We start from the raw sequence: 21,314 nt of genomic DNA, 5'->3' as shown, positions 1-21,314 counted from the left end.
AAGGAAGCAACGATGACCACCAAGACCATGCGCCCCGATGGCACGCCGGCCGGCGAGCGCTTCGAGGCCGGCCTGAAGACCCGCCGCGAGGTGCTGGGCGATGCCTATGTCAACGCCTCGGTCAACAAGGCGACCGACTACAACTGGCCGATGCAGCAGCTCGTCACCGAGTATTGCTGGGGCGATGTGTGGAACCGCGAGGGCCTCGGCCGCCGCGAGCGCTCGATCCTCAACCTCGGCATGATCTCGGCGCTCGGCCGCAGCCACGAGCTGCGCCTGCATGTGCGCGGCGCGATCAACAACGGCCTCACCAAGGAAGAGATCCGCGAGATCATGCTGCAGGTCGCCATCTATTGCGGCGTTCCGGCAGGCATCGACAGCTTCCGCACGGCCCAGGAAGTCTTCGAGGAAATGGGCATCTGAACTGCGCAGCGCCCGGAGCGATATCCGGGCAACCACCCCTGGGAGGAACCTAAGATGACCAAAGACACGTCCAAGTCCCCGTTCAGCCTGTCGCGTCGCCAGGTGCTGGCGGCCGGTGCCGCAACGGCGCTGACCATGCCGTTCTACGCGCGCCGCGGCTTTGCCGCCGACACGATCAATGTCGGCGTGATCCAGCCGCTGTCGGGCGCCAACGCCCAGTTCGGCATCAACTCGCGCAACGGCATCCAGCTCGTCGCCGACGAGATCAACGCTGCCGGCGGCATCAAGTCGATGGGCGGGGCCAAGATCAACCTGATCATCTCCGACGCCACGTCCAACCCGACGCAGGCCGCAACCGTGGCGCAGCGCATGATGTCGCAGGACGGCGTGTGCGCGGTGCTGGGCGCCTTCGCCTCGTCGCTGACGCTGGCGATCTCCGAGGTGACCGAGCGCCGCGGCGTGCCGCTGCTCACCATGTCCTTCTCGGACCAGGTGACCGGCCGCGGCTTCCGCAACATCTTCCAGGTGGTCTCCAAGGCCTCGCAGCTGGGCTCGGCGACGATCACCCACACGCTCGATCTGGCCCGCAAGGCCGGCGACGAGATCACCAAGATCGCCATCATGTACGAGGACACCGCCTACGGCACCTCGCAGGCCGGCGGCCTGCGCGCCGCGGCGGAGGCCAACGGCATCGAGGTGGTGATGGACGAGGCCTATCCGCTGGGCATCACCGACGTGTCGCCGCTGATCAACCAGCTGCGCCGCACCGAGGCCCAGGCCGTGTTCCCGGTCTCGTACCTGAACGACAGCCTGCTGATCATCCGCAACATGCGCCAGCAGGGCATCAACCTGCCGACCATCGGCGGCGCGGCCGGCTACATCATCCCGGACTTCCGCAACGGCCTCGGCGATCTCGCCGACGACGTGCTGTCGATCTCGCCGGCCGCCTACGACCAGGCGCCGGAATACACCGAGCGGTTCCGCGAGCGTTTCGGCTACTTCATGGTGCACGAGGCGCAGGAGCATGCGGCCTGCATGGGCGTCCTCGCCTCGGCTCTGGAGAAGGCCGGCAACGCCGACCCGCGCCAGCTGCGCGACGTCATCGCCTCGGAGACCTTCGACGAGGGTTGGGCCACCGTCATGTCGGGCGGCAAGATCAAGTTCGACGAGACCGGCCTCAACGTCCACGCGGTGCCGATGATGGTGCAGTGGCGCGGCGACGAGCTGGTGACCGTCGCTCCGGCCGAATACGCCAAGGCCGAGGCCGTCTGGCACAGCCTCTGATCCCGACCTCAAGCCCCCGCTGAGGGGCTGCCAGGCTGCCGGGAGGGTGACCACGCCCTCCCGGCGAACCTTGTGAGGGGACAATGGAATACCTCATCATCCTGCTACAGACCCTGCTTGACGGGATCATGATCGGCGGCGTCTACGCGGTGCTGGCGATCGGTCTCAGCCTCGTCTTCGGCGTCATGCACATCGTCAACTTCGCCCATGCGGAGTTCATGATGATCGGCATGTTCATCGGCTGGGCGTGCTGGCACTTCTTCGGCCTAGACCCGATGCTCGGCGCCTTCATCGCGCTGGCGGTGACCTTCTGCTTCGGCATGGTGCTGCAGCGCGTGCTGATCCGCCCGGTGCTCGGCGCCCCGCAGGTCGCCCAGATCTTCCTGACCGTCGGCATGCTCTTCGCGCTGGAAAACGCCGCGCTGATGATCATGGGCGCGGAATACCGCTCGGTCACGACCCCCTACCAGACCCAGTCGCTGACGCTGTTCTCCTACGGCAGCGAGCGCTTGCTGGTGGGCATGGACAAGCTCTACGCCTTCCTGATGGCCCTGCTGTCGGGCAGCGCGGTGTGGCTGTTCCTCAACAAGACCCGCTTCGGCGCGGCCATGCGCGCGACCTCGCAGGATCCGATGGCGGCCAAGCTGATGGGCGTCAACACGGACCTGATGTATTCGGTCGCCTTCGGCCTCGGCGTCGGTACCACCGCCTTCGGCGGCTCGGTCGTGCTGCCCTACATCACCGCCTCGCCGGCGGTCGGCTCGGGCTATGCGGTGCTGCTGTTCACGGTGGTGGTGCTCGGCGGTCTCGGCTCGGTGACCGGTGCGATCATCGGCGGCATCGCCGTCGGCATCATCCAGTCCTTCTCCGCCCTGTTCATGCCGATCCAGCTGCAGAACCTCGCGCTGTTCGTGGTGTTCATCCTCGTGCTGGCGCTGCGGCCGGAAGGCATCGTCGCCCGGAGGCGTTCATGACCCGCTCCAACACGCTCTCCATCGCGCTCCCGGCGCTGGTGGTCCTGGCGCTGATCGTTGCGCCGCTCGGGCTCGATCCCTTCGGTTACACGCTGCGCATCCTGTGCCTGATGCTGCTGTTCTGCGCGATGGGCCAGGCCTGGAACATCGTCGGCGGTCTCGCCAACCAGATCTCGCTCGGCCACGCGGCCTATTTCGGCATCGGCGCCTACAGCTCGACGATCCTGTTCGGCTCGTTCGGCCTGTCGCCGCTGCTCGGCGTGTTCGTCGGCATGTTCCTGGCGGCGATATTCGCCCTGGTGCTGTCGCTGCCGACGCTGAGGCTCAAGGGCCACTACTTCGCGCTGGCAACCCTTGCCGCCGGCGAGGTCGCCCGCGTCGTCGCCAACTCCTGGACCAGCGTCACCGGCGGGCCGGTCGGCATCTCGGTTCCCTACCGTCCCGATGCCGGCTTCTGGGCGCTGCAGTTCCAGACGGTGCTGCCGAACTACTATCTCTTCCTCGGCGCGATGATCCTGGTGTCGTTGGTGTTCTGGCTGGTCCAGACCTCGGCCTTCGGCTACCGGCTGCGCGCGATCAAGGAGAACGAGACGGCGGCCGAGGTGATCGGCGTCAACACCTACCGGGTGAAGCTGCATGCCTCGATCCTGTCGGCCGTTCTGACGGCGATGCTCGGCACGCTCTACGCCCAGTTCCAGTTCTTCTTCGATCCCGACACGATCTTCGGCGTGGCGACGATCTCGGTGAAGATGGCGCTGATCGTGATCCTGGGCGGAGCCGGCCGGCTCTACGGTCCCTGGGTCGGGGCGGCGGTGATCATCCCGCTGGAAGAGATGGCCAACTCCTATCTCGGCAACTCCATCGCCGGCCTGTCGCAGTTCGCCTACGGCATGCTGCTGATCGTGGTGATCCTGCTCAACCCGCGCGGCCTGATCTCGCTGTTCGAGTCCGTGCGCGACCGGCTCAAGGGGAGGCAGCGCGCATGAGCGGCCATCTTCTGGAAGTGCGGAACGTCACCCGCCGCTTCGGCGGCCTGGTGGCCAATTCCGACGTCACCTTCACCGTCTCGCCCGGCGAGATCATCGGCCTGATCGGCCCCAACGGCGCGGGCAAGACGACGCTCTTCAACGTGCTGGTGGGCATCTATCCGCCGAGCTCGGGCGAGGTGATCTTCGACGGCAAGAGCATCGGCGGCCTGAAGCCGCACCAGATCGCCAAGTCGGGCCTGACCAAGACGTTCCAGAACGTCGCGCTGTTCGCCGAGTCCTCCGTGCTCGACAACGTCGTGACCGGCGGGCTGGTCAACCGGAGCCTGGCGGATGCGCGCCGCTTTGCGGCCGAGTGCCTGGAGCGGGTCGGCATCGGCGCGATCGCTCAGAAGAAGGCGGGCGACCTGTCCTTCCCCGAGCGCGCCCGCGTCGAGGTGGCCCGTGCCCTGTGCACCTCGCCCAAGCTCCTGCTGCTGGACGAGGTGATGGCGGCGCTGACGCCGGCGGAGATGGAGGAGATCATCGAGCTCGTGCGCTCGCTGCGCGACGAGGGCATGACCTTCATCGTCGTCGAGCACCACATGAAGGCGGTGATGAAGCTGTGCGAACGGCTGATCGTGCTGAACTTCGGCGAGATGATCGCCGACGGCACGCCCGAGGAAATCGCCAGCAACCGCAAGGTGCTGGACGCCTATCTCGGCGCCAATTTCTCGACCGAAGGGGAGGGCCACTGATGCAGGCCTCGGCCAACGACAAGGACGTCCTGCTGGAGATCGGCGATCTGACCGCCGGCTACGGCGCCCAGCCGGTCCTGCACGGCATCTCGCTGCATGTGGCGCGCAACGAGTTCGTTGCCGTCATCGGCGCCAACACCGCCGGCAAGAGCACGCTTTTGCGCGCGATCTCGGGCCTGCTGCCCCAGTGCAAGGGCCGCATCGTCTTCGACGGCAAGGACCTGACGAAGCTGAAGGCGCACGAGATCGCCGGGCTGGGTATTGCCCATGTTCCGGAAGGGCGCCATGTGTTCCCGGAGATGACGGTCGAGGACAATCTGCGCATGGGGGCCTACGCGCATGCCGATCAGGCAGCGACGCAGCAGTCCCTGGAGCGGGTGTTCGAGCTGTTCCCGCGGCTGAAGGAGCGGCGCATGCAGTATGCCGGCTCCATGTCCGGCGGCGAGCAGCAGATGGTGGCGGTCGGCCGCGGCATGATGCTGGAGCCCAAGCTGCTGATCCTCGACGAACCGAGCCTCGGCCTTGCGCCGCTGGTCGTGGAGGAAATGCACCAGCGCTTCCTCGACATTCACCGCTCCGGCGTTACGGTGCTGCTCGTCGAGCAGAACGTCTCGCTGGCCCTGCACAGCGCGGAACGCGCCTATGTGATGTCCTCGGGCTCCATCGAGATCGAGGGCTCGGCGCGCGAGCTGCTGCACGACGACCGCATCCGCAAGGCCTATCTGGGCATCTGACGGCGCAAGGCCCGATGCCCCCCGCTCGGGCCTTGCCCCCGCACGGATACGAAGAAAGGACGACCCCGCATGGCTGAGAACGCCCTCGCCCTGAAGGACCCCAGCCTGCTGAAGACGCAGGCCTATGTGAACGGACGCTGGATCGACGGCGAAAAGACCTTCCCGGTCTACAACCCGGCGACCGGCGAGCTGGTGGCGAACGTGACGGATCTCGGTCCGTCCGACGTCGCCGGCGCGGTGGATGCGGCCCATGCGGCCCAGCCCGCCTGGGCGGCAAAGACCGGCAAGGAGCGCGCGGCGGTGCTGCGCCGCTGGTTCGACCTGATGGTCGAGAATGCCGACGACCTTGCCACCATCCTCACCGCCGAGATGGGCAAGCCGCTTGCCGAAGCGCGCGGCGAGATCCTCTACGGCGCCTCGTTCATCGAGTGGTTCGCCGAGGAGGCCAAGCGCATCTACGGCGAGACGATCCCCGGCCACCAGGCCGACAAGCGCATCGTCGTCATCCGCCAGCCGGTCGGCGTCGTCGGCTCGATCACGCCGTGGAACTTCCCCAATGCGATGATCGCGCGCAAGGTCGCGCCGGCGCTGGCCGTCGGTTGCTCCTTCGTCGCCCGTCCGGCCGAGCTGACGCCGCTCTCCGCCATCGCCATGGCGGTGCTGGCCGAGCGCGCCGGGGTGCCGGCCGGCATCTTCAACGTGCTGCCCTCGTCGGATTCGGCCGGTGTCGGCCAGGAGCTCTGCGCCAACCCGAAGGTCGCCAAGATCACCTTCACCGGCTCCACCCGCGTCGGGCGGATCCTGATGAAGCAGTGCGCCGACACGATCAAGAAGATGTCGCTGGAGCTCGGCGGCAACGCGCCCTTCATCGTCTTCGACGACGCCGATCTGGATGCGGCGGTCGAGGGCGCGCTGATCGCCAAGTACCGCAATGGCGGGCAGACCTGCGTCTGTGCCAACCGCATCTACGTCCAGTCCGGCATCTACGACGCCTTCGCCGCGAAGCTGGCGGAAAAGGTGCGCGGCATGAAGATCGGCAACGGCTTCGAGGAGGGGGTGACCGTCGGTCCCCTGATCAGCGAAGCGGCGCTGAAGAAGGTCGAGGAGCATGTGTCCGACGCGCTGGCCAAGGGCGCGCGGGTGCTGGAGGGCGGCGAGCGCGCCGAACAAGGCGGCACGTTCTATCGCCCGACGGTGCTCGCCGACGTGACCACCGACATGAAGGTGGCGCGCGAGGAGACCTTCGGTCCCGTCGCCCCGCTGTTCCGCTTCGAGGACGAGGCGGAAGCCGTGGCCATGGCCAACGATACCGAGTTCGGCCTTGCCTCCTACTTCTACAGCAAGGATCTCGCGCGGGTCTGGCGGGTGGCCGAGGCGCTGGAAAGCGGCATGGTCGGCATCAACACCGGCCTGATCTCCACCGAGGTCGCGCCCTTCGGCGGCATCAAGCAGTCGGGCCTCGGCCGCGAGGGCTCGCGCCACGGCGTCGAGGACTATCTGGAGCTGAAGTATCTGTGCATGGGCGGCATCGGCTGAGGCCGTAGCGCACGCACGCAAGCAACAAGAAGGGCGGCCCGGCAGATGTCGGGCCGCCCTTTTTCGTGCCGGCGTCCTTGTTCGCTCAGCGCGAGAGCGACAGGGCGGCGATGTCGATCTCCGGCGCGCGGCCATCGACGAGATCGGCGACCACCCGGCCCGAGCCGCAGGCCATGGTCCAGCCGAGCGTGCCGTGGCCGGTATTGAGGAACAGCCGGCCGATCCCTGAGGGGCCGACATAGGGCGGGCCGTCCGGCGTCATTGGCCGGTGGCCGCACCAGAAGCTCGCCTCCGCCGGATCGGCGCTGCCGCCGAACAGATCGCCGAAGGAATGTTCCAGCGCTGCCCGCCGCGCCGGTCGCAGCGCCGTGTCGAAGCCGCCGAGCTCCGCCGTGCCGCCGACGCGAATGCGCGACCCGAGCCGGGTGATCGCGGTCTTGTAGGTCTCGTCCATGACGGTGGAGACCGGCGCAAGCGCCTCGTCGCGGATCGGGATGGTGAGGGAATAGCCCTTCACCGGATAGATCGGCAGCTTGATCCCGAGCGGGCGCAGCGCGGCCGGCGAATGGGCGGCAAGCGCCAGCACATAGGCGTCGGCCTTGCGGGTTCCCTTCGAGGTCAGGACCTCGGTGATCTCGTTGCCCTCGCGCGTGAAGCCGACGAACTCCGTGCCGAAGGAAAAGCGCACGCCGAGCTCCGCCGCCATCTCGGCCAGGCGGGTGGTGAACATCTGGCAATCGCCGGTCTCGTCGTCCGGCAGGCGCAGGCCGCCGGCGAAATCGGCCTTGGCGTGGGCGAGCGCGGGTTCTGCGGCGATGCAGCCTTCGCGGTCGAGCACCTCGCAGGGCACGTCGAACTGGCGCAGCACGTCGACATCCTTGGCGACGCCGTCGAGCTGCTTCACCGAGCGGAACAGCTGCAGCGTGCCGAGGCTGCGCCCGTCATAGGCGATGCCGGTTTCCGCGCGCAGGGCGCGCAAAAGGTCGCGGCTGTACTCGGCGATCGGCACCATGCGCGCCTTGTTCACCGCGTAGCGCGCCGAGGTGCAGTTGCGCAGCATCTTCAGCATCCAGCCCCACATGGCGGGGTCGGCCTTGGGCCGCACCACCAGCGGGCCGTGCCGCATGGTCAGCCAGCCGAGCGCCTTGAGCGGCACGCCGGGCCCCGCCCAGGGGGCGGAATAGCCGGGCGAGACCTGGCCGGCATTGGCGAAGCTCGTTTCCATGCCCGCTGCCTCGCGCCGGTCGATCACCTCGACCTCGTGACCGGCGCGGGCGAGATACCAGGCGGTCGTAACGCCGATGACGCCGCCGCCGAGAACCAGAACCTTCATGACTTGACTGCCCGATGTTGCGGCACCCTCAGGAGAAGAGGCGCCAGAAGAAGACGATACTCATCACCGTGCCGACGACGATGACGATGGCCCGCACCGCCTGTCGCGGCAGGGCCTTGGCCACCGGTGCGCCGGCATAGCCGCCGATGGTGGCGGCGACCATCATCAGGATGGCCTGCGGCCAGCTGACGAGACCGGCCGCGGCGAAGGTCGCGACCGAAATGGCGGAAAGGACGAAGGAGAGGGCGTTCTTGAGCCCGTTCATGGCGTTGAGGTCGCGCATGCCCCACAGCGAGAACAGCGCCAGCAGCACGATGCCGAGGCCGCCGTTGAAATAGCCGCCGTAGATCGCAACCAGTGTGGTGGCGAACAGCCCGCCGGAGGAGGCGCGGCGGCGGCGCGCCCAGCCCTGCAGCCGCTCGCCGAAGGCGAAGGCGAGGGTGGCGGCAAGCAGCAGGAAGGGAACGACGGCCGAGAAGGCCTCGTTGGTGGAGACAAGCAGCAGAAGCGAGCCGAGGAAGCCGCCGAACGCGGTGGCGATGACGACGCGGATCAGCAGGCGCGGGTCGAGGGCGGCGATCTCCTTGCGAAAGCCGGCGACGCCGCCGAGATAGCCGGGAAACACCGCGACCGCGCTGGTCGCGTTGGCCGTCACCACCGGCACCCCGGTATAGACGAGCGCGGGGAAGGTCAGGAACGTGCCGCCCCCCGCGATCGTGTTGAGCATGCCGGCGGCGAAGGCTGCCGTCGCCAGCACCATGTAGTCGAGCATGGGTGGGTGTCCTCTCTCTTGTCCCTTGCGCGGACCTCAGGCGGCCGAGGGGCCGGGATCCTCAGGTCCGTTATATCCGCCTGCCCGGGGGCGGTCTGCGCCTGCCAAGGCGCCATGCACCAGTTTCAGCAAGGGCCGGCGGCGCGCCGGCTCCGGCATCGCCTGTGCCGCCGTCTCGCCGGTCTCTCCGGTGCTGCCGCCGCCGCTGCGCCGCGCGGCTTCCGGCTGGAAATGCACCTTCTGCAGCAGGATGCGTTCCTGCCGCCCGGCCCCGTCCTGAAGCACGAATTCCTCGCCTTCGGACAGGCCGAGCAGGGCCAGCCCCCGCCGGGTGGTGATCGGCAGGAACATGCCCATCGGCATGGACAGGTGGTCGTGCGAGATCACCCGCGTGTCGGGCGTGCGCCCGTCGACGCTGTAGGTGACGCGGCTGCTCAAGGTGGCGACCGTCTCCGGCACGTCCTCGCGGAAGACGATGGTCGCCGCCTCGAGCTTGCGCTTGAGGATCGGTGCGAGAGGGTCCTCGTGACCGCGGCGGCGGTCGCGCATCACCTCGAGAATGGTGAAGTCCTTGGTGGTCAGGATGCAGGTGTCGATGGACATCGCAGGTCTCCAGCGCTCCGTCCGTGGAGCGGCAAAGGTGAAACGGATCGGAGTCCCCCTGGCCGCTTTCGGTCGCGGCACAGGGGTCAGGATCCTGCGATGAGACACCCTCCGAAAATCGCCAGCCGGTCGCGCGGCTTCGGCTCGGTGCTTGCCCCGGTTCCGGTGGTGGTCATGCCGGACGGGCCTCGGCCTCGGCCACGGCGGGGAACTCGACGCTCTCCACGGTCAGCCGGTGGGTGCGCCCGTCCAGCGAGGTCCAGTCGATGGACTGGCCGGCAGACAGGCCGATCAGGGCGGCGCCGATCGGGGTGAGGACGGAAATCTTGCCCTCGGCAATGTTGGCATCGCCCGGGAAGACCAGCGTCACGGTGCGGTCCTCGCCGGCATCGGTGGTGAAGCGCAGCCGCGATCCCATGCGAACGACGTCGGCGGAAATGCGCCGGTCGTCGACGACGCGGGCGCGGTCGAGCTCGCTCGCCAGCTGATCCGCGACAGCGGGATTGCGGGAGGAAATGGAATCGGCAAGCCCGGACAGCCGCTCGTGGTCCGAGCGGGTCAAGGTGATGGCGGGCTTGCGCTTCTTCTGGATGGCTGGAGCCATTCTCGGCATCCTTGCAATGTTGTAAGGCCGCCGACGCACGTGAGCGCGCGTCGGGCGGTCATGATCTGTTGTGGGAAGTTGTTCGCCGCCTTGGTGGCCTGCTGTCTGCCCGCTAGGGGACGAGCCGGCCTATGCCCCGCGGCCGGGGCGCGACGCGACCGAGCCGGGGGTCAGTGTCCCGCGATGGGGCACACCCTGAAAATGGAAAGCAGGCGCGGAGCGGTCGTGTACATTCCAAGAAGGTCGGTGCTTGCGGGGCGAAAGTCAAGTCACGGCTTTCCCGGACGCGGCAAGCAGGCGCGCAGAACCCTGCGAGGGGCCGGATTCGCGCAGCCCCCGGGTTGCCATGCCGGCCTGCGCGGCAGCCGGGAGCGGGCCGGCAGGCGTCCTGACGCAGCGTCTGGTTGTGCCTGCGAACAGGGCATCGACAGATGATTGACTCCGGCGCGCGAAACCGCTCTCTTTTACGGCGACAGAGGTTCCGGACATGTCCGGATGAAAAGGGAACACGGTGAGGCGTACCCAACAGGGACCGAAACCGTGGCTGCCCCCGCAACTGTGAACGGAGAGTGGACGCTCGAAGGCCACTGACCCCGCCGCCAAAGGCAGGGTTGGGAAGGTGAATGTCCGCGATGACCCGTGAGCCAGGAGACCTGCCCCTGTCGGTCACCCGACCTTCGATACGGGGTGTGTCGAGGCGCGGCTTTCCGTTGAGGTGACACCCGAAAACCGCCTGCGTCCGCAGGCCGCCGCCTTGCGTCTTCGCGCGGGGTTGCGCGGTCGCGTCCGCTGGCTCGTGCCGTATCGCGACGGGACGCCGAGGGGCGTTTCGGCGCACGTCAGGGGTGTGTCTGGATGAATTCGATTTCGCGTGGCGCCTTGCGCGCCGGGCCGGTGGCCGCTGTGCTGGGGGCCGGATTGGGGGCCGCGATGGTGCTGGCGCCGGGAAGTGCCCGAGCCCAGGATTTCGAGGCGCAAGGCTTCGACGCGCAAGGGGGATACGAGGAGCCGACGCAGCTGCGCCGGGTCGTCGTCTCGGCCGGGCGCACGCCGGTCGCCGCCGAAGCGGTGGGCCGTGCTCACACGGTGATCACGGGCGAGGAGCTGGAGACGACGCAGCAGCGCTATGTCGCCGATGCCCTGCGCAAGGTGCCGGGCCTGGCGGTGTCGCGCACCGGCGGCAATGGCGGCATGACCCAGATCCGCATCCGCGGCTCGGAAGCCAACCATGTGCTGGTGCTGATCGACGGCGTCGAGGTGGCGGCCACCTCCAGCGGCGAATTCGACTTCGGCGGGTTGCAGGTCGCCGACATCGAGCGGATCGAGGTGCTGCGCGGCCCGCAAAGCGCCATCTACGGCTCCAACGCCAGCTCCGGCGTCATCGCCATCACCACCAAGGGCGGTATCCACAACGACCTGGAAATCACCGGGCGCACAGAAACGGGCACCGACAAGACGGTGGCCGGCCATCTGGGCGTGCGCGGCGGCGGCGAGAGGTTCGACATCGCGGTCTCCGGCGCCTGGCGGCAGAACGAGGGCTTCAACATCTCCCAGTTCGGCTCGGAGAAGGACGGCGACCGCAACGCGACGCTGAACGGCCGTTTCAACTGGGACATCACCGAGGCCTTGAGCCTCGATCTCAGCGCCCGCTATGTCGACCGCAAGTCGGACACGGACGACCAGGACTCCTCCTGGCCGCCGACCCCGACGGAAGGCCTTGTCATCGACACGCCCGGATACAACGCGACGAAGGAGTTCTACTCCGGCGTCGGCCTGTCCTGGTCGCTATTCGACGACCGGCTGGTGCAGAAGGCGCGCGCCGAATACTCCGGACTGGAGCGGCGCGGCTTCAACTCCGGCAGCCTGAACGGCAACGACGACCGCCGCCTGCACCTCAGCTATCAGGCGACGGTGACGGCGACGACGCCGGACTTCCTCGACGCCGAACACAGCCTGACCGGCGCCATCGAGTGGGAGCGCGAGCACTACAAGAACGCCTTTCCCGCCTACGATCCCTCGCAGGTTCCCGGCAAGCAGCGCGACCTGACCAGCTATGTCGCCGAGTATCGCGGCGCGTTCCTCGACGCCCTGTTCTTCAGCGCAGGCCTGCGTTACGACCGCAACGACCAGTTCAAGGACACGCTGACCTACAGCGCCAGCGCCGCCTATCAGCTGCACGAGACCGGTACGCGCTTCCACGCCTCCATCGGCACGGGCATCACCAACCCGACCTTTTTCGAGCAGTTCGGCTTCATTCCGGCGACCTTCACCGGAAATCCGAACCTGCGGCCGGAAAAGAACTTCGCCTGGGACATCGGCATCGAGCAAAGGTTCTGGGGCGGGCGAGCGGTCGCCGACGTGACCTATTTCAACGAGCGGCTGGAAGACGAGATCTGGACGCCCTGGGTGGCGGGCGCCGGCTCCTCGCCGGCCAACATGGACGGGATCAGCAGGCGCCAGGGCATCGAGGTGTCGCTCGGCGTGGAACTGCTGGCCGACCTCTACGCCAAGGGCACCTACACCTATCTGGATGCGACCGAGCCGACGGGCCTGCAGGAGGTGCGCCGGCCCAAGCACTCCGGCTCGCTCAGCCTCGTCTATGCCTTCCACGAAGGGCGGGGAAACCTCTTCCTCGACACGATCTTCAACGGCCGGATGAAGGACAACGAGTTCATCAGCGCAACGCCGCAGACCCGGGTGACGCTGTCCGAGTATTTCCTTGTGAATGTCGGTGCCGACTACAGGGTTTCTGACAATTTCACGGTCTATGGGCGGGTGGAGAACCTGCTCGATCAGCAGTACCAGGAAGTCTACAGCTACAACTCACAAGGACTGACCGCCTATGCGGGCATCAAGGCGAGCTTCTGACGCCAGGGGCGGGGCGGCGGGGATTGTCCTCGCCGCCCTGCTGGCGCTGTCGGGTCCGGGCACCGTCGCCACCGCGTCCGCCACGGGCGAGACGCCCCGGCGGGTGGTGTCGATGAACCTGTGCACCGACCAGATCGCCATGCTGGTGGCCGCGCCCGGCCAGCTCATCTCGGTCTCCTACCTGGCGGCCCGGCCCGACGTCTCGTTGATGAGCGCGCAGACGGCCGGGCTGACGATCAATCACGGGCTGGCGGAGGAGATCTTCCGCCTCGACCCGGATCTGGTGATTTCGGGCACCTACACGCGGCGGGCGACGGTCAACATGTTGCGGCGGCTCGGCCGCCGGGTGGAGGAATTCGCCCCGGCGAACGGCTTTGCCGACATTCGGCAGAACGTCCGCCGGATGGGCGAACTGCTCGGGCGCGAGGCGCAGGCCGCGCGGCTGATCGCCGCCTTCGACGCAGAGGCCGCCGCCCTTGCCGCCGCGCCGCCGGAGGGGCATGCACCGGTGCTCGGCTCCTTCGGCGCCAACAGCTTCACCACCGGCGGCGGCACGCTGGAAAACGAGATTGTCGGCGCGGCGGGCCTGCGCCATCTCGGCGAGGAACTCGAGATCACCGGGACGACGCGGCTGCCGCTGGAAGCGTTGGTGCTGGCCGATCCGGACTATGTGCTGCTGTGGGAGCGCTCGCTCGCCGATCCTTCGCGCGCGACCGAGATCCTGCGCCATCCGGCGCTCGACGCGCGCTTCGGCAGCGAGCGGCGGCTTTCCGCCGACAGCCGCTACTGGATCTGCGGCACGCCGCTGACACTGGAGGCGGTGGCACGATTGCGCGCCGAGGCCGGCGGCGGGACCTCACTGCGGCCGGAGGCGAACCGATGACCGCGGACCGGCGCTACCCGCTGTTGCTGGCCGGCCTTGGCCTGCTGGCCGCGCTGCTGTTCCTCGCCTCGCTCGGGCTGGGGCAGGTGTGGATTGATCCGCTGACGCTCGTCACAGCCTTCAACGACACGAACAGCGCGGAGGCGGTGATCCTCGTCGAGATCCGTCTGCCGCGCGCGCTGCTGGGCGCGGCCATCGGCGCGATCCTCGGCCTGTCGGGGGCGGTGCTGCAGGGCTTCCTGCGCAATCCGCTGGCCGAGCCGGGCCTGCTGGGCATTTCCGCCACCGCTTCGCTCGGCGCGGTGATCGCCATCTATGCCGGGCTGACGGCATTGCACCCCTATGCGTTGCCGCTCTGCGCGCTGGCCGGGGCGCTGATCGCGGTGACCCTGGTGCAGATGCTGGTGGGGCGCTCGGGCGACATTCTCGTCATCATCCTGGCCGGCGTCGCGCTGTCCTCGCTCGCAGGCGCGCTGACCTCGCTGGCGCTGAACCTGGCGCCGAGCCCCTTTGCGGCGCTGGAAATCGTCTTCTGGATGCTGGGTTCGCTGACCGACCGCAGCCTCGTCCATGCCGGGCTGGCACTGCCCTTCATCGCGGTTGGCGGCGTCATGCTGGCGCTGACGGGGCGGGCGCTGGACGCGCTGGCGCTGGGGCCCGATGTCGCCCGCAGCCTTGGCGTCAATCTCGACCGCACCCGGGTGCTGGCGGTGGTGGGAACCGCCATCGGCGTCGGCGGGGCGACGGCGGTGAGCGGCGCCATCGGTTTCGTCGGGCTGATCGTGCCGCATCTGCTCCGCCCGCTCGTCGGCCACCGGCCCTCGCGCCTGCTGCCGGCCAGCGCGCTGGGCGGGGCGGCCTTCCTGCTGGCCGCCGATATCGCGGTGCGCCTGGTGATGCCGGACCGGGACCTGAAGCTCGGCGTCGTCACCGCCATTCTCGGCGCGCCGTTCTTCCTCTGGCTGCTGATCAGCCTGCGCCGGAGGACGTCATGATCCGTCTCGACTGCGAGAGCGTGACCGTGCGCCGGGGCACGCGCGAGACCTTGCGGGGGATCTCCTTCTCCTGCGACCGGCCGCAGCTTGTCGGTGTGATCGGCCCAAACGGGGCCGGCAAGTCGACGCTGATGCGGGCGATGACCGGATTGCAGCCCCACGCGGGCAGCATCCGCTGGGGGGGCTGCGAGCTTGCCGCGATGCCGGCAAGCGAACGGGCCCGGCTGATCGCCTACATGCCGCAGGAGCGGACGGTCCACTGGCCGATGGACTGTATCGAGGTGGTGCTGCTGGGCCGCCTGCCGCATCGCGGCGGCTTTGGTGGGGCATCGGCCGAAGACCTGCGCCAGGCCCGCGAGGCGATGGAGCGGATGGATGTGGCCGGCTTTGCCCGCCGGCCCTTCGACACGCTGTCGGGCGGCGAACAGGCCAGGGTGCTGATCGCGCGCATGCTGGCGCAGGCCCCGCATGCCTGCATTGCCGACGAGCCGGTGAACGGCCTCGACCCGGCGCACCAGATCGCCCTGATGCAGGTGCTGGCCGGGCTGGTGGCGGAAGGGCGTCCCGTCTTCGTGTCGCTGCACGACCTGACGCTGGCGAGCCGGTGGTGCGACCGGCTGCTGCTGCTCGACGGCGGGCGGCTCGTCGCCGATGGGACACCGGGCGAGGTGCTGGACGCCGAGCGTCTTGCCGGCGTCTACGGCATCCGCGCCGAACATATCGACATCGGGGGGCGGGCGTCCGTCGTCCCGAGCGACCTGATTTCCAGGGAGACAGCACAATGACAGAGACGGGCATGACAGAGACCGAAGCGAGCACGTCCAGCCTTGCCGATATCCTCGCCGACCGGCTGGCCGACCGGGGCGCGGGCTGGAGCATCGGTTCCTTCGGCGCCATCGCCGAGTTTCACCAGCGGGCCGACGACCGGCTGCTGGTCGACCGGCCGCAGGAGCTGTACCGGGTGACCGAAAAGGGTGGCATCCGCCTCGACATGTCGGCGCTGGACGAGGCGAGGGCGGTGGCCTTCGAGACGCTGAGCCCGCGTGCGAACCGCTGGGGCCAGGGGCTGGCGCTGTGCCTGCCCGAGGAGCAGGCCGCGGTAACGCAAAGGGCGGTGCTGAGCGAGCTGGGGCCGGATGTGGATGCCCTGCGCGAGGAGGACCGGGATGCGGTACTCTTCGACATGGGGCTGGCCCAGCCGCAGATCGAGTTCTGCATCCGCACCAGCGATCCCGACCTGATGGCGATCCTGCGGGAGAATGCCGGCCGCTCGGTGGCCGATCCGCAGAACCCGGCGATGGCGGCGATCCTGCGGGCGCATCCGCACCGCATCGCCCGCTCGAAGCTGGGGCGGGTCGAGGTCTACCAGATGATCGGCGGGCCGGACACGGGCGGCGTCTCGCCCGATGGGCCGCATACCCATGTGCTGCCCAAGCTGCTGCGCTCCGGGCGCACGCACTCGGCCAACACGCCGATCCCGCAAGGGCTGGTGCCCTGCGCCATGCTGCATCCGGCAAGCGCGGTTTCGGGCGCGCGGGGCGAGGACATCGCCTTCGACGCCGCCCGCCACGAGGAGTTCCAGGAGCTGCTGCGCCGCTATGGCCTGCCGGACTATGTGGCGATCAAGGACAAGGTGCTGGACGCGCTGGAAGAGGGGATGGAAGACGCGCTCGCCGAGCCGGACAGCCGGCTGACCCGCACGGGCCTGCGCATCGCGCTGCGCCAGCTCGGCCGGCAGGCGGAGGCGGTCGGCCGGCCGAACCTTGCCCGCCGCATCGAGCGGCTGCGCCAGCGCTTCGACCGGCTGGAGGAGCCAGGCGAGGTGGACGAGGAACGCCCGGGCCACTGAAGCCGCCGGGCTACCGGGCCTGTCAGGCGGTGCCGGGCGCGCTCCGATAGAGGCGCAGCGGCTTGGTCGGCGCGCGGGCGATGGTGCCCTTGGCCTCGAGGTCGAGCTGGACCGCCTTGAGCCACCAGCCGGCGGTCGCGCCTGCCGGGAACAGCGCGTCCGGCAGGTGTGCAAGGAGCGCTGCCTTGGCCTCCGCCACCGTCAGCCCCGGCTTGTCCGGCGTCAGCACGGACAGCAGGGCGGTGCGCATCGCCTCGTATTTCGCCCGGTCGACACGCGAGGTCTTGCCAGGGATGTTGACGTTCTCGATCTCGATCCTGTCGTCAGGCCGGGACATCCAGCACTCCTTTCACGTAGTCGGCGCGGGGTCGGCGGAAGCCCATCGCGGCCCAGGCAAGGATCAGGCGAAGGAAGAACCCGGCCGAATGGGTCTTCAGGTTGGGAACGTCGTCCGGCAGAGCGGAGGGATCGTCCATGTCGCCGGTCATGGTGCGCATCTGCAGGGGCGGCAGGGTGCCGGCGGGCCACAGGGGACCGTAGAGGTCGATCCAGTGGCCACTGGTGAAGTCGAGGAAGATCGGCGTGTTGCAGCAGGTGGCCACCACGCGGCGGGTTGTGGTCTGCGCCGTCAGGCGGTGTTCCCGCAGGTGGTCGGCGCCCTTGACGCAGCGGACGCGGTCCTTGCGATACATCTCCGACCGGGTGCCGCCGGTCGCTTCCCTGAGGCGCGGCGCGCCGGGCAGGGCCTCGAACACGCCGGCCGCGGTCCGGCACGACGTGCAAAGGCATTCGGTGCTCATGATCGGCGGGTCGACCGCCTCCATCTCGACCGAGCCGCAGGCACAGGACAGCTTGATGGTTTTGGTCACGGTGTCGTCTCCTCCCGGGGCTGGCCGAACAGGTGGCGGATATAGCGGTCGAGATGGTCGAGGCTCTCGCGGGCAAGGCCGGGATCGTTGCCCGCCTTGGCGAGGATGAAGGCGCCCTGGATGACCGCCTGCGTGTGGCGGGCAAGGCTTTCGGCCGTCCACTCGCCGCGAATGCCGCGCGCCTCCATCGCCGCGCGGATGTCGCTCTCCAGCGTTGCCGCGTGGCCGAAGATGCTCCTGCCGCAGGCATCGCGAATGGCCGGCGAGGCGGCGTGGACCTCCTGCACCAGGGTCCCGACAAGGCAGGTGAACTCTGCAAAGTCGCCCTCGATGATCGACTTGCGGAAGGCGACATAGGCCAGAACGCGGTCCAGCGGATCGTCCGGCAGATGGTAGGGCGCCGCCTCGAAGAAAGCCGTCGTGCCGCTCTCCCAGTACTCGGCCGCGGCAACGCCGAGCGCTTCCTTGGACCCGAACTGGTGGAAGAACGCGCCCTTCGTCACCTCGGCGAGCCGGCACAGGTCGTCGACGGAGGTGGCGGCAAACCCCTTCGCACGAATGCTGTGCTGGGCGGCCTCCAGAAGGCGGGTGCGGGCATCGCCGCGTTCGGGCGACTGTTTGGATGGTCTTGGCATGACAGATACATACCATACAGTTGGTATGTATGCAACGGAGAGTCCTGGGCAGCTGGCTGGGGGGCGCTGGAGAGGGGAGGCTTGGGTGAGGCTGGGGAAGGTTTGGGGTGGGCTGGATGGGGGCTGGGGGAGGTCGGATGGTGGGCTGGTTGGGGAGGCGCCGTCCCCACCCTCCGAGGTCACCCCGGCCGCAGGCGAAGCCGGAGAGCCGGGGCCTATTGGTTTCCAGAGCGGCAGCGAGGACGCCCCACCCATCCGCGCGTCATCCCGCACGGAGCGAAGCGCAGATGCGGGATCGGAGAGCCGAGGGCGCTTCGGCAGCGCTCAGGAAGCACCGCAGCCGCCGTGCCTCCCCGGTCCCGGATCGTCGGCCTTCGGCCTCGTCCGGGAAGACGCCAAGGAGAGGCATTCCACCTCACGCTGGCCGAGGGTGCCAATGGCTCCCGGCTCTGCGCTTGCGCGCGGCCGGGATGACCTCCTGAGAAAGAGGCGACCGGAAGAGCGGTCCGTCGTGAGCTGTCGGCCGGAACTCCCGGTTTCTAGAACTCCCGGACCATGTGACCCTCGCCGACCGGATACATGCGAGATGGCGGGCGGGCCCAGTCGAGGGCCCGCACCGGGCTCTTCAGCTCGTCGGTGAGCAGCCCGCCGCGCTGGCGCTTGTCGGCGGGATCGGGCACCGGAACCGCCTCGATCAGCTTCTTGGTGTAGGGGTGCTGCGGGTTGCGCAGTACCGCGTCGCGCGGGCCGATCTCGACGATCTCGCCGAGCAGCATGACGGCGATGCGGTGGCTGACCCGCTCGACCACGGCGATGTCGTGGCTGATGAAGAGATAGGCAAGGCCCAGCTCCCGCTGCAGGTCGAGCATCAGGTTGACCACCTGCGCCTTGATCGAGGCGTCGAGCGCGGAGACGGACTCGTCCGCCACGATCATCTTCGGCTCGAGCGCCAGACTGCGGGCGATGCAGATGCGCTGACGCTGGCCGCCGGAGAACTCGTGCGGGAAGCGCAGCGCGTGCTCCTCCTTCAGCCCGACGAGGCGCAGCAGCTCGTTGACCCGGTCGGGGATCGCCTCGTCGGCCATCAGCTTGTGCACGCGGATCGGTTCGGCAATGGCCGAGCCGACCGCCTGGCGCGGGTTGAGCGAGCCGTAGGGATCCTGGAAGATCATCTGCAGCCGCTGGCGGGCAAGGCGCAGCTCGGAATGGCTCGCCGCCATCAGGTCCTTGCCCTCGAACAGGATCTCGCCGCCGGCCGGCTGCACCAGCCGCAGGATCGAGCGGCCCGTCGTCGACTTGCCGCAGCCGGATTCCCCGACGAGCGCCAGCGTCTCGCCGGCGGCAAGCGTCAGCGACACGTCCTCGACCGCATGGACATTGCCGACCGGCCGGTTGAGCAGCCCGCCGCGCACGGAAAACCGCGTCGTCAGGTTGCGCACTTCCAGGAGCGGCGCGCCGCGCATGTCCGGTTCGTTGTCGGGCTCGGGCCCCGCGCCCGTGTCGTCGAGCTTGGGAAAGCGGCGTGGCGTCCTGGTGTCGCCGAGCCCGCCGAGGCGGGGAACGGCGCCGAGCAGCATCTTGGTATAGGGATGCTCGGGTGCGGCGAACAGCCGGTCGACGGGGGCTTCCTCCACCTTGTCGCCGCGCAGCATGACGACGACCCGGTCGGAGATTTCCGCGACGACGCCCATGTCGTGGGTGATGAACATCACCGCCATGCCGATCTCCGTCTGCAGCTCGCGCACGAGCTGGAGGATCTGGGCCTGGATGGTGACGTCGAGGGCGGTGGTCGGCTCGTCGGCGATCAGGAGCTTCGGCTGGCAGGCGAGCGCCATGGCGATCATCGCCCGCTGGCGCATGCCGCCGGAGAAGGAGTGCGGATACTCGCCGATCCGCCGCTTCGCATCGGGAATGCGCACCAGATCGAACAGGCGCAGCACCTCGGTTTCGGCCTGGGCCTGGCTCATGCCGCGGTGCCGGCGCAGCACCTCGGCGATCTGGAAGCCGATCTTCAGCACCGGGTTGAGGCTGGTCATCGGCTCCTGGAAGATCATGCCGATCTCGCCGCCGCGCACGTCGCGCATCGCCTCCTCGTCGAGCGTGAGCAGATCGCGCCCGGACAGGCGGACGGAGCCCTCGATGCGGCTGGTGCCTTCCTGCAGCAGCCGCATGATCGAGAGCGCGGTGACCGACTTGCCGGAGCCGGACTCGCCGACGATGGCGACGGTCTCGCCGGTGTCGATGGCGAAGTCGAGATTGCGCACCACCGGCACCAGCGCACCGTCGACGCGGAAGGAGGTGGTGAGGCCTTCGACCTTGAGAACGGGCTCGGTCATTGTTCCCCCTTCAGTCGCGGGTCGACCGCATCGCGCAGGCCGTCGCCCAGGAGGTTGAGAGAGAAGACGACGACAAGGATCGCCAGCGAGGGGAAGAGGGCCAGCCAGAAGCTGTCGAGAATGTTCTCGAAGCCCTCGCGGATCATGCCGCCCCAGGTTGCCGTCGGCGGATTGACGCCAAGGCCGATGAAGGCGAGCGACGCCTCGACGCGGATGGCGGTGGCCAGCCATAGCGAGCCCATCACCAGCACTTCCGGCGCGATGTTCGGCAGGATGTGGCGGAACATCAGCCGCATATGCGAGTAGCCGAGCGCGTGGCCGGCCTCGATAAACTCGCGGTTCTTGACCGCAATCGTCGGCGCCCGGGCAATCCGCGCAAACGGCGGGATTGCGGTGAGCGCGATGGCGATCACGAGATTGGCGACCGACGGGCCGAGCATGGCGACGACGATCAGGCCGAGGATCAGCGAGGGGAAGGCGAGGAGCACGTCCATCACCTGCATGACCAGCAGGTCGGTGCGGCCGCCGAAATAGCCGGCGACCATGCCGATCAGGGTGCCGATGATCATCGCCGAGCCGATCGCGAGCAGGCCGATGGTCAGTGAGATGCGCGCGCCCCACAGGATGCGCGAGAGCGTGTCGCGGCCGTAATAGTCGGTGCCGAACCAGTGCGCCTCCGACGGCGGTTTGAGACGGAACAGGATGTTCTGCTGCAAGGGATCGTAAGGGGCGATCACCGGCGCCAGGATCGCCAGAAGAGCGACGATCAGGAACACGGCAAGGCCGACCCACGAGGTCTTGTTGGCGTTGAAGGCGTTGAACAGACCCGAAAGCACCGTCGCGATCGCGAGGCGGTAATAGGTCATGCGCGACGGGCGTTGGCCGGTCGCGGC

21 protein-coding genes and 1 riboswitch are annotated in these 21,314 nt (G+C 68.5%); of the genes, 12 read left to right on the top strand and 9 right to left on the bottom strand.

The features are described from left to right. Nucleotides 1-12 precede the first annotated feature (12 nt). The 7 genes from ACVJ6E_RS03345 (at nt 13) to ACVJ6E_RS03315 (ending at nt 6,674) form a co-directional block, all read left to right on the top strand. Entirely contained in the window at nt 13-423 is a 411-nt protein-coding gene (locus ACVJ6E_RS03345; protein WP_067221210.1) for a carboxymuconolactone decarboxylase family protein, read from the top strand. A gap of 54 nt (nt 424-477) precedes the next feature. Continuing rightward, nucleotides 478-1,707, top strand: coding sequence for an ABC transporter substrate-binding protein (locus ACVJ6E_RS03340; protein ID WP_199681166.1), 1,230 nt, complete (start codon nt 478-480; stop codon nt 1,705-1,707). An 83-nt stretch (nt 1,708-1,790) separates the two neighbouring features. Next, nucleotides 1,791-2,681, top strand: coding sequence for a branched-chain amino acid ABC transporter permease (locus ACVJ6E_RS03335; RefSeq protein WP_199681167.1), 891 nt, complete (start codon nt 1,791-1,793; stop codon nt 2,679-2,681). Further along, a complete protein-coding gene (locus ACVJ6E_RS03330) occupies nt 2,678-3,667 on the top strand; it encodes a branched-chain amino acid ABC transporter permease (protein WP_067221216.1) in 990 nt (329 codons plus the stop codon). Before ACVJ6E_RS03335 ends, ACVJ6E_RS03330 begins: the two co-directional genes overlap by 4 nt. Next, nucleotides 3,664-4,404, top strand: coding sequence for an ABC transporter ATP-binding protein (locus tag ACVJ6E_RS03325; protein ID WP_097176654.1), 741 nt, complete (start codon nt 3,664-3,666; stop codon nt 4,402-4,404). Before ACVJ6E_RS03330 ends, ACVJ6E_RS03325 begins: the two co-directional genes overlap by 4 nt. Continuing rightward, entirely contained in the window at nt 4,404-5,138 is a 735-nt protein-coding gene (locus tag ACVJ6E_RS03320; RefSeq protein WP_120268910.1) for an ABC transporter ATP-binding protein, read from the top strand. The genes ACVJ6E_RS03325 and ACVJ6E_RS03320 overlap by 1 nt, the downstream gene beginning before the upstream one ends. Nucleotides 5,139-5,207: 69 nt before the next feature. After that, nucleotides 5,208-6,674: an NAD-dependent succinate-semialdehyde dehydrogenase gene (locus ACVJ6E_RS03315; RefSeq protein WP_120268911.1), complete on the top strand. Its 1,467-nt coding sequence runs from the start codon at nt 5,208-5,210 to the stop codon at nt 6,672-6,674. An 85-nt stretch (nt 6,675-6,759) separates the two neighbouring features. Here ACVJ6E_RS03315 and ACVJ6E_RS03310 read toward each other — a convergent pair whose 3' ends face one another. The 4 genes from ACVJ6E_RS03310 to rnk all read right to left on the bottom strand — a co-directional run bounded on the left by ACVJ6E_RS03310 (nt 6,760) and on the right by rnk (nt 9,986). Then, a complete protein-coding gene (locus ACVJ6E_RS03310; protein ID WP_120268912.1) occupies nt 6,760-8,007 on the bottom strand; it encodes a D-amino acid dehydrogenase in 1,248 nt (415 codons plus the stop codon). A gap of 28 nt (nt 8,008-8,035) precedes the next feature. Then, the gene (locus ACVJ6E_RS03305; RefSeq protein ID WP_120268913.1) at nt 8,036-8,779 is read right to left on the bottom strand and encodes a sulfite exporter TauE/SafE family protein; all 744 of its coding nucleotides are present in this window, start codon (nt 8,777-8,779) and stop codon (nt 8,036-8,038) included. A 36-nt stretch (nt 8,780-8,815) separates the two neighbouring features. Next, the gene (locus ACVJ6E_RS03300) at nt 8,816-9,382 is read right to left on the bottom strand and encodes a GreA/GreB family elongation factor (protein ID WP_120268914.1); all 567 of its coding nucleotides are present in this window, start codon (nt 9,380-9,382) and stop codon (nt 8,816-8,818) included. 172 nt (nt 9,383-9,554) lie between these two features. Beyond that, a complete protein-coding gene (gene rnk / locus ACVJ6E_RS03295) occupies nt 9,555-9,986 on the bottom strand; it encodes a nucleoside diphosphate kinase regulator (RefSeq protein WP_120268915.1) in 432 nt (143 codons plus the stop codon). Between the two features lie 459 nt (nt 9,987-10,445). Next, nucleotides 10,446-10,661, top strand: a riboswitch (cobalamin riboswitch). A gap of 180 nt (nt 10,662-10,841) precedes the next feature. Between rnk and ACVJ6E_RS03290 the strand changes: the two genes are divergently transcribed. Genes ACVJ6E_RS03290 through ACVJ6E_RS03270 form a run of 5 tightly spaced genes read left to right on the top strand, consistent with a single transcriptional unit; the run spans nt 10,842 to nt 16,581 of the window. Then, nucleotides 10,842-12,854, top strand: a complete 2,013-nt coding sequence (locus tag ACVJ6E_RS03290; RefSeq protein ID WP_120268916.1) for a TonB-dependent receptor domain-containing protein — start codon at nt 10,842-10,844, stop codon at nt 12,852-12,854. After that, a complete protein-coding gene (locus ACVJ6E_RS03285; RefSeq protein WP_120268917.1) occupies nt 12,829-13,737 on the top strand; it encodes an ABC transporter substrate-binding protein in 909 nt (302 codons plus the stop codon). Before ACVJ6E_RS03290 ends, ACVJ6E_RS03285 begins: the two co-directional genes overlap by 26 nt. Continuing rightward, the gene (locus tag ACVJ6E_RS03280; protein ID WP_120268918.1) at nt 13,734-14,732 is read left to right on the top strand and encodes an iron ABC transporter permease; all 999 of its coding nucleotides are present in this window, start codon (nt 13,734-13,736) and stop codon (nt 14,730-14,732) included. Before ACVJ6E_RS03285 ends, ACVJ6E_RS03280 begins: the two co-directional genes overlap by 4 nt. Beyond that, entirely contained in the window at nt 14,729-15,517 is a 789-nt protein-coding gene (locus ACVJ6E_RS03275) for an ABC transporter ATP-binding protein (RefSeq protein ID WP_199681168.1), read from the top strand. Before ACVJ6E_RS03280 ends, ACVJ6E_RS03275 begins: the two co-directional genes overlap by 4 nt. An 11-nt stretch (nt 15,518-15,528) precedes the next feature. Then, nucleotides 15,529-16,581: a DUF6925 family protein gene (locus ACVJ6E_RS03270; protein ID WP_147421860.1), complete on the top strand. Its 1,053-nt coding sequence runs from the start codon at nt 15,529-15,531 to the stop codon at nt 16,579-16,581. Between the two features lie 22 nt (nt 16,582-16,603). Here the strand turns inward: ACVJ6E_RS03270 and ACVJ6E_RS03265 are convergent, their stop codons facing one another. From ACVJ6E_RS03265 to ACVJ6E_RS03245, 5 genes are all read right to left on the bottom strand, one after another. After that, a complete protein-coding gene (locus ACVJ6E_RS03265) occupies nt 16,604-16,918 on the bottom strand; it encodes a DUF6958 family protein (protein WP_120268920.1) in 315 nt (104 codons plus the stop codon). Beyond that, a complete protein-coding gene (locus ACVJ6E_RS03260) occupies nt 16,905-17,450 on the bottom strand; it encodes a GFA family protein (RefSeq protein WP_491676392.1) in 546 nt (181 codons plus the stop codon). Before ACVJ6E_RS03260 ends, ACVJ6E_RS03265 begins: the two co-directional genes overlap by 14 nt. Then, the gene (locus tag ACVJ6E_RS03255) at nt 17,447-18,085 is read right to left on the bottom strand and encodes a TetR/AcrR family transcriptional regulator (RefSeq protein WP_120268921.1); all 639 of its coding nucleotides are present in this window, start codon (nt 18,083-18,085) and stop codon (nt 17,447-17,449) included. The genes ACVJ6E_RS03260 and ACVJ6E_RS03255 overlap by 4 nt, the downstream gene beginning before the upstream one ends. Before the next feature lie 539 nt (nt 18,086-18,624). Continuing rightward, nucleotides 18,625-20,421 (bottom strand): ABC transporter ATP-binding protein, encoded by a 1,797-nt coding sequence (locus tag ACVJ6E_RS03250; protein WP_120268922.1) that lies wholly within the window; start codon nt 20,419-20,421, stop codon nt 18,625-18,627. Continuing rightward, nucleotides 20,418-21,287: an ABC transporter permease gene (locus ACVJ6E_RS03245; RefSeq protein ID WP_083202435.1), complete on the bottom strand. Its 870-nt coding sequence runs from the start codon at nt 21,285-21,287 to the stop codon at nt 20,418-20,420. The genes ACVJ6E_RS03250 and ACVJ6E_RS03245 overlap by 4 nt, the downstream gene beginning before the upstream one ends. Between the last annotated feature and the right edge of the window lie 27 nt (nt 21,288-21,314).

Source organism: Stappia sp. G46H5W, from assembly GCF_058448995.1.
This window is presented reverse-complemented; position numbering and strand designations above follow the sequence as displayed.

Excerpts from the sequence above, each read along its gene's own strand:
- ACVJ6E_RS03345 (WP_067221210.1), top strand. The coding sequence starts at position 13 with ATGACCACCAAGACCATGCGCCCCGATGGCACGCCGGCCGGCGAGCGC.
- ACVJ6E_RS03340 (WP_199681166.1), top strand. The coding sequence starts at position 478 with ATGACCAAAGACACGTCCAAGTCCCCGTTCAGCCTGTCGCGTCGCCAG.
- ACVJ6E_RS03335 (WP_199681167.1), top strand. The coding sequence starts at position 1,791 with ATGGAATACCTCATCATCCTGCTACAGACCCTGCTTGACGGGATCATG.
- ACVJ6E_RS03330 (WP_067221216.1), top strand. The coding sequence starts at position 2,678 with ATGACCCGCTCCAACACGCTCTCCATCGCGCTCCCGGCGCTGGTGGTC.
- ACVJ6E_RS03325 (WP_097176654.1), top strand. The coding sequence starts at position 3,664 with ATGAGCGGCCATCTTCTGGAAGTGCGGAACGTCACCCGCCGCTTCGGC.
- ACVJ6E_RS03320 (WP_120268910.1), top strand. The coding sequence starts at position 4,404 with ATGCAGGCCTCGGCCAACGACAAGGACGTCCTGCTGGAGATCGGCGAT.
- ACVJ6E_RS03315 (WP_120268911.1), top strand. The coding sequence starts at position 5,208 with ATGGCTGAGAACGCCCTCGCCCTGAAGGACCCCAGCCTGCTGAAGACG.
- ACVJ6E_RS03310 (WP_120268912.1), bottom strand. The coding sequence starts at position 8,007 with ATGAAGGTTCTGGTTCTCGGCGGCGGCGTCATCGGCGTTACGACCGCC.
- ACVJ6E_RS03305 (WP_120268913.1), bottom strand. The coding sequence starts at position 8,779 with ATGCTCGACTACATGGTGCTGGCGACGGCAGCCTTCGCCGCCGGCATG.
- ACVJ6E_RS03300 (WP_120268914.1), bottom strand. The coding sequence starts at position 9,382 with ATGTCCATCGACACCTGCATCCTGACCACCAAGGACTTCACCATTCTC.
- rnk (WP_120268915.1), bottom strand. The coding sequence starts at position 9,986 with ATGGCTCCAGCCATCCAGAAGAAGCGCAAGCCCGCCATCACCTTGACC.
- ACVJ6E_RS03290 (WP_120268916.1), top strand. The coding sequence starts at position 10,842 with ATGAATTCGATTTCGCGTGGCGCCTTGCGCGCCGGGCCGGTGGCCGCT.
- ACVJ6E_RS03285 (WP_120268917.1), top strand. The coding sequence starts at position 12,829 with ATGCGGGCATCAAGGCGAGCTTCTGACGCCAGGGGCGGGGCGGCGGGG.
- ACVJ6E_RS03280 (WP_120268918.1), top strand. The coding sequence starts at position 13,734 with ATGACCGCGGACCGGCGCTACCCGCTGTTGCTGGCCGGCCTTGGCCTG.
- ACVJ6E_RS03275 (WP_199681168.1), top strand. The coding sequence starts at position 14,729 with ATGATCCGTCTCGACTGCGAGAGCGTGACCGTGCGCCGGGGCACGCGC.
- ACVJ6E_RS03270 (WP_147421860.1), top strand. The coding sequence starts at position 15,529 with ATGACAGAGACCGAAGCGAGCACGTCCAGCCTTGCCGATATCCTCGCC.
- ACVJ6E_RS03265 (WP_120268920.1), bottom strand. The coding sequence starts at position 16,918 with ATGTCCCGGCCTGACGACAGGATCGAGATCGAGAACGTCAACATCCCT.
- ACVJ6E_RS03255 (WP_120268921.1), bottom strand. The coding sequence starts at position 18,085 with ATGCCAAGACCATCCAAACAGTCGCCCGAACGCGGCGATGCCCGCACC.
- ACVJ6E_RS03250 (WP_120268922.1), bottom strand. The coding sequence starts at position 20,421 with ATGACCGAGCCCGTTCTCAAGGTCGAAGGCCTCACCACCTCCTTCCGC.
- ACVJ6E_RS03245 (WP_083202435.1), bottom strand. The coding sequence starts at position 21,287 with ATGACCTATTACCGCCTCGCGATCGCGACGGTGCTTTCGGGTCTGTTC.